General features: G+C 68.8%; 4 protein-coding genes and 2 pseudogenes. All 6 read left to right on the top strand.

What is annotated here, in order from left to right; translation table 11 throughout:
- The coding region (locus AC2VOP_RS05385; RefSeq protein WP_486959988.1) for a TRCF domain-containing protein at positions 1–1,025 on the top strand (1,025 nt) is incomplete at its 5' end.
- Positions 1,022–1,990 (top strand): nucleoside triphosphate pyrophosphohydrolase, encoded by a 969-nt coding sequence (locus tag AC2VOP_RS05380; RefSeq protein ID WP_486959987.1) that lies wholly within the window; start codon positions 1,022–1,024, stop codon positions 1,988–1,990. The genes AC2VOP_RS05385 and AC2VOP_RS05380, both read left to right, overlap by 4 nt.
- Before the next feature lie 51 nt (positions 1,991–2,041).
- Positions 2,042–2,764: pseudogene (locus AC2VOP_RS05375) on the top strand (DUF2275 domain-containing protein); the annotation flags it as partial.
- Positions 2,765–2,845: 81 nt separating this feature from the next.
- Entirely contained in the window at positions 2,846–3,415 is a 570-nt protein-coding gene (gene sigC / locus AC2VOP_RS05370; protein ID WP_486959989.1) for an RNA polymerase sigma factor SigC, read from the top strand.
- A 172-nt stretch (positions 3,416–3,587) separates the two neighbouring features.
- A complete protein-coding gene (locus AC2VOP_RS05365; protein ID WP_486959986.1) occupies positions 3,588–4,328 on the top strand; it encodes a lytic transglycosylase domain-containing protein in 741 nt (246 codons plus the stop codon).
- Positions 4,329–4,427: 99 nt separating this feature from the next.
- Positions 4,428–4,806: pseudogene (locus AC2VOP_RS05360) on the top strand (phosphopyruvate hydratase); the annotation flags it as partial.

Here is a 4,806-nt window from a genome sequence, read left to right as displayed (position 1 = left end):
GGGTGCGCAACCTGGTGCCCGAGGCCCGGGTCGCCGTCGCGCACGGCCAGATGCCCGAAGAACTGCTGGAAACCACCGTGCAGGGATTCTGGAACCGCCAATACGACATCCTGGTGTGCACCACGATCGTCGAGACCGGCCTGGACATCTCCAACGCCAACACGCTGATCGTCGAACGCGCCGATACCTTCGGCCTGGCCCAGCTGTACCAGCTGCGTGGCCGGGTCGGCCGTAGCCGCGAACGCGGTTACGCCTACTTTCTCTACCCGCGGGACTCGCCGTTGACAGAGACCGCCTACGACCGGCTCGCAACCATCGCCCAGAACAACGAGCTGGGCGCCGGGATGGCGGTGGCGATGAAGGATCTGGAGATCCGTGGTGCGGGCAACGTGCTGGGTGTCGAACAGTCCGGGCACGTCGCCGGGGTGGGATTCGACTTGTACGTGCGGCTGGTCGGCGAGGCCGTTGACGCCTACCGAGCGGCGGCCGACGGACAGGCCGTAACCGGTCCCGGCGAACCGACGGATGTGCGGATCGACCTGCCGGTGGACGCCCATCTGCCGGCGGACTACATCGGCAGCGACCGGCTGCGGCTGGAGGCCTACCGGCGGCTGGCCGCTGCGGCGGACGACGCTGCCGTCGCCGCCGTTGTCGAAGAACTGACCGATCGCTACGGGCCGCTGCCTGAACCGGCCGGCCGAGTGGTGGCGGTGGCCCGGCTGCGGCTGCGGTGCCGTGCGTCCGGCATCACCGAAGTGGCGGCGCCGTCGGCCACGACCCTGCGGCTGGCCCCGCTGACGCTGCCGGACTCCGCGCAGCTGCGCCTGGTCCGGCTCTACCCGGGTGCGCGTTACCGGGCCACCACGGCTACCGTCCAGGTTCCGATTCCCCGGGTCGGCAACGGTGTGGGCGCCCCCCGCATCCGCGACCTGGACCTGGTGCAGATGGTCGCTCGCCTGCTGGCCGTACTCGACGGGAAACCGCACCGCGAAGTCGACGTCACCGGATTGGTGAGCGCGCGATGACTGTCGTTCTCGTCGATCCACGTCGACCGTCGCTGGTGCCGGTCGAAGCCGTCGAACTGCTCGCCGGTGACGTGGCCTACACCGAGGAGATGCCGATCGCCGTGCCGTGGTCGCTGCCGGACGCGCGGCCGGCGCATTCCGGGCCTGATGCCTCGGTGCTGTTGTCGTCGGACCCCGAGCATCCCGCTGTCGTCGCGCGACTCGCAGCGGGCGACCGGCTGATCTCCGCGCCCGCTGCAGCAGCCGGTGAGCGGTTGGTCGATGCGGTCGCGACGATGGACAAGCTGCGCACCGCTGGGCCCTGGGAGAGCGAACAGACCCACGACTCGCTGCGCCGGTTCCTACTGGAGGAGACCTACGAGCTATTCGACGCGGTGCGCAGTGGCAACGCCGACGAACTGCGCGAAGAACTCGGTGATGTGTTGTTGCAGGTTCTGTTTCACGCGCGCGTCGCCGAGGACGCCCCGGCACACCCGTTCACCATCGACGACGTCGCCGACACGCTGCTGCACAAGCTTGCCAACCGGGTGCCGGCGGTGCTTGCCGGCGATGAGATCTCTCTCGAAGACCAGCTGGCGCAGTGGGAAGAGCGTAAGGCTTTGGAGAAGCCGCGCCAATCGACCATGGACGACGTGCCGACCGCTCAGCCGGCACTGGCGCTGGCGCAGAAGGTGTTTCACAGGGCCACCAGCGCGGGGCTGCCGTCGGATCTGATCCCCGCGGCGATGACGACGGTCAGAGTCACCGCCGAGGGTGATGCCGAAAACGACTTGCGAACGGTGGTTTTAGAGTTCATGGACACCGTGCGAGGCACCGAGAAAGCCATCGCTGCCGAGCGCCGCGGAGTCGACGTTCCGGAGGAGCTCGACATCACCCCGCTGGGCGTGATCAGCGAGGAGGAGTGGCGTGCCTACTGGCCGCCTGCGCCGGAACCGTTCCCGGTCGACGATGCTGCAGCCGAATAGGCCTGCGGACCCGGGTTCCGTCACCACAGAACTTTTGTGCAGCGGGCTCGGATGCGCGAGGATGTGGCAATGCGGTGCGAAGTTGTCCGGGAGGCCCTTTCCGCGGTGCTGGACGGCGAGCCGCAGTACGTTCCCTCCCAGCAGCTGGATGTGCATCTGACATCCTGCCGCAGCTGCCGCAGCTGGCTGGTGGGTGCGGCCGCGCAGGCGCGCCGGCTGTCGTCGGCTGAGGTCGCCGCCGCGCCCGACCTGGCCGTGCAGATCCTGACCGCGGCCGGAACCGCGCCAACGGCGGGGGCACCCGGGACGCACGGCCGGCTGGCGGGCCGGGCCGCGGTCTTCCGGGCGGCGTTGATCGTCGTCGGTGTGTTCCAGGTGGTCGTGGCGCTGGTGCAGATCGCCGGTGTCGATTTCGGGATGGTGTCCGTCCACGGACACGGGGCAGCCACCGGTGCCCATCTGCTGCACGAATCCACCGCATGGCTGCTGGCGTTGGGCGGGGCGATGATCGCCGCCGGCATCTGGACCGCTGCCGCGCCCGGCGTGGCGACGATCGTGGGTGTGTTTGCCCTGGCACTGCTGGGGTATGTGGCCGCGGACGCCTACACCGGCCAGGTGACCACCGCGCGGGTCATCAGCCACATGCCGTTGCTGGTGGGCCTGGTCTTCGCGGTGCTGGTGGCGCGCGAGCGCGCTGGATCGCCGAAATCGGGTGCGGTCGACGCGCTGACCGACAGCCAGGCCGACAGCGCTCTGCCGGCGGATGCCGACCGCGGGCGGCGGCGCACTCATCTGCGCCCGGTCAGCGATGCCACGCGTCGTTTCACGCCGCGTTTCACGCCTCATCTAAGCTGGATGATCGTGGCGGGTGTTGACCGGGGCAGGGACGACCAGGCCGTTACCGCACTCGCCTTGGCAGCCGCCAGCGGGAACCCCGCCGCGCTTGAGGCATTCATCAAGGCCACCCAGCACGACGTGTGGCGGTTTGTGGCCTACCTCTGCGACGGCGCCAGCGCCGACGACCTGACCCAGGAAACTTTCCTGCGGGCGATCGGTGGGATCGCCCAGTTCTCCGGGCGTTCGAGCGCCCGGACCTGGTTGCTAGCCATCGCACGCAGGGTGGTCGCCGACCACATCCGCTATCTGCGGTCGCGGCCACGCGCCGCGCACGGCGCCGACCCGGAGCAGGTGCTCAACCGTGATCGCCCCGAGCGCGGTTTCGAAGACCTGGTCGAAGTGACCACGATGATCGCCGGCCTCTCCGTCGAGCAGCGGGAAGCGCTGCTGCTGACCCAGCTGTTGGGGCTGTCCTACCATGACGCCGCGGCGGTGTGCGACTGCCCGGTGGGCACGATTCGGTCCCGCGTCGCCCGCGCGCGCAGCGCGCTGCTCGATAACCCCGGACGCGACGATCTGACCGGGTGACTGCAGCACCGCACAAGCACCGCCCAGCGCCCCACAGCACTCTACAACGCCGGGATTGACGCCGTCATCGCTGGTGAAGCCGGGTTTCGCTGACGCAGCTGAATGCGGAACACATCGACGGTCCCACGTCCGTGGGACGATGGTCACAGATCAATCCATGTAGGAGAGTGCGGTGTCGGCGGTGCGTTGGCTGCGGGTGGCCGCGGTCGTGGCTGCGGCGGCGCTGCTGCTGGCGTCCAGCTGCACCTGGCACCTCGGCAACCCCATTCCCGAGGGCGTGCCACCGCCGGCCGGAGATCCGGTGCCTCCGGTGGACACCCACCAGGCCAGGGGTCGGCCCGCCGACCAGTTGTTCGACTGGGCCGCTAAGCGGTCCCGGGCGCTGCACATCCCGGTCACTGCGCTGGAGGCCTATGCTTACGCCGCCCGGGTGGCCGAGGTGGAGAATCCCAACTGCCACCTGTCGTGGACCACGCTGGCCGGCATCGGCCAGATCGAAAGCCATCACGGCAGGTACAACCACGCCACGGTGAACCGCAACGGTGACGTGCACCCCCCGATTCGCGGCGTACGCCTAGACGGTTCCGGAGGCACCCTGCGCATCGTCGAAAGCGACCAGACCGGCCAGAACGCCCCGCCCGGCGACGGTGTGGTCCGCGCGATGGGACCGATGCAGTTCATCCCCGAGACGTGGCGGTTGTACGGCGTCGACGCCAACAACGACGGCATCATCAGCCCGGACAACATCGACGATGCGGCATTGTCGGCGGCTGGCTACTTATGTTGGCGTGGAAAGGATCTCGCCACGCCAAAGGGCTGGATGACGGCGCTGTTGGCCTACAACCAATCGGGGATATACGCGCGCACCGTTCGTGATTGGGCCACCGCCTACGCGGCGGGTCATCCGCTGTGAGCGCCCGTCCAATAGGCTCCAATAGGCTAAAGCACTACCCTCTTCCAAGGGAGACCGAACCACTCCGGTCGCCCCGACCACAAGCGCAAGGAGAACCCAGTGCCCATCATCGAGCAGGTCGGTGCGCGCGAGATCCTCGACTCCCGTGGCAACCCCACGGTCGAGGTCGAAGTTGCGCTGATCGACGGGACATTCGCCCGGGCGGGGGTGCCGTCGGGCGCTTCGACCGGGGAGCACGAGGCCGTCGAGTTGCGCGACGGTGGCGAACGCTACGGCGGCAAAGGTGTGAAGAAGGCCGTGCAGGCAGTGCTCGACGAGATCGCGCCGGCGGTGATCGGGCTCAACGCCGACGACCAGCGGCTGGTTGACCAAGCGCTGGTTGATCTCGACGGCACCCCGGACAAGTCCCGGCTGGGCGCCAACGCGATCGTGGGTGTTTCACTGGCTGTCGCCAAGGCCGCCGCGGACTCCGCTGAAC

Source organism: Mycobacterium sp. TH-M106 (assembly GCF_057473765.1).
The sequence above is the reverse complement of the archived record's forward strand: the minus strand, read 5'-3'. Positions and strand labels throughout refer to the sequence as shown.

Excerpts from the sequence above, each read along its gene's own strand:
- AC2VOP_RS05380 (WP_486959987.1), top strand. The coding sequence starts at position 1,022 with ATGACTGTCGTTCTCGTCGATCCACGTCGACCGTCGCTGGTGCCGGTC.
- sigC (WP_486959989.1), top strand. The coding sequence starts at position 2,846 with ATGATCGTGGCGGGTGTTGACCGGGGCAGGGACGACCAGGCCGTTACC.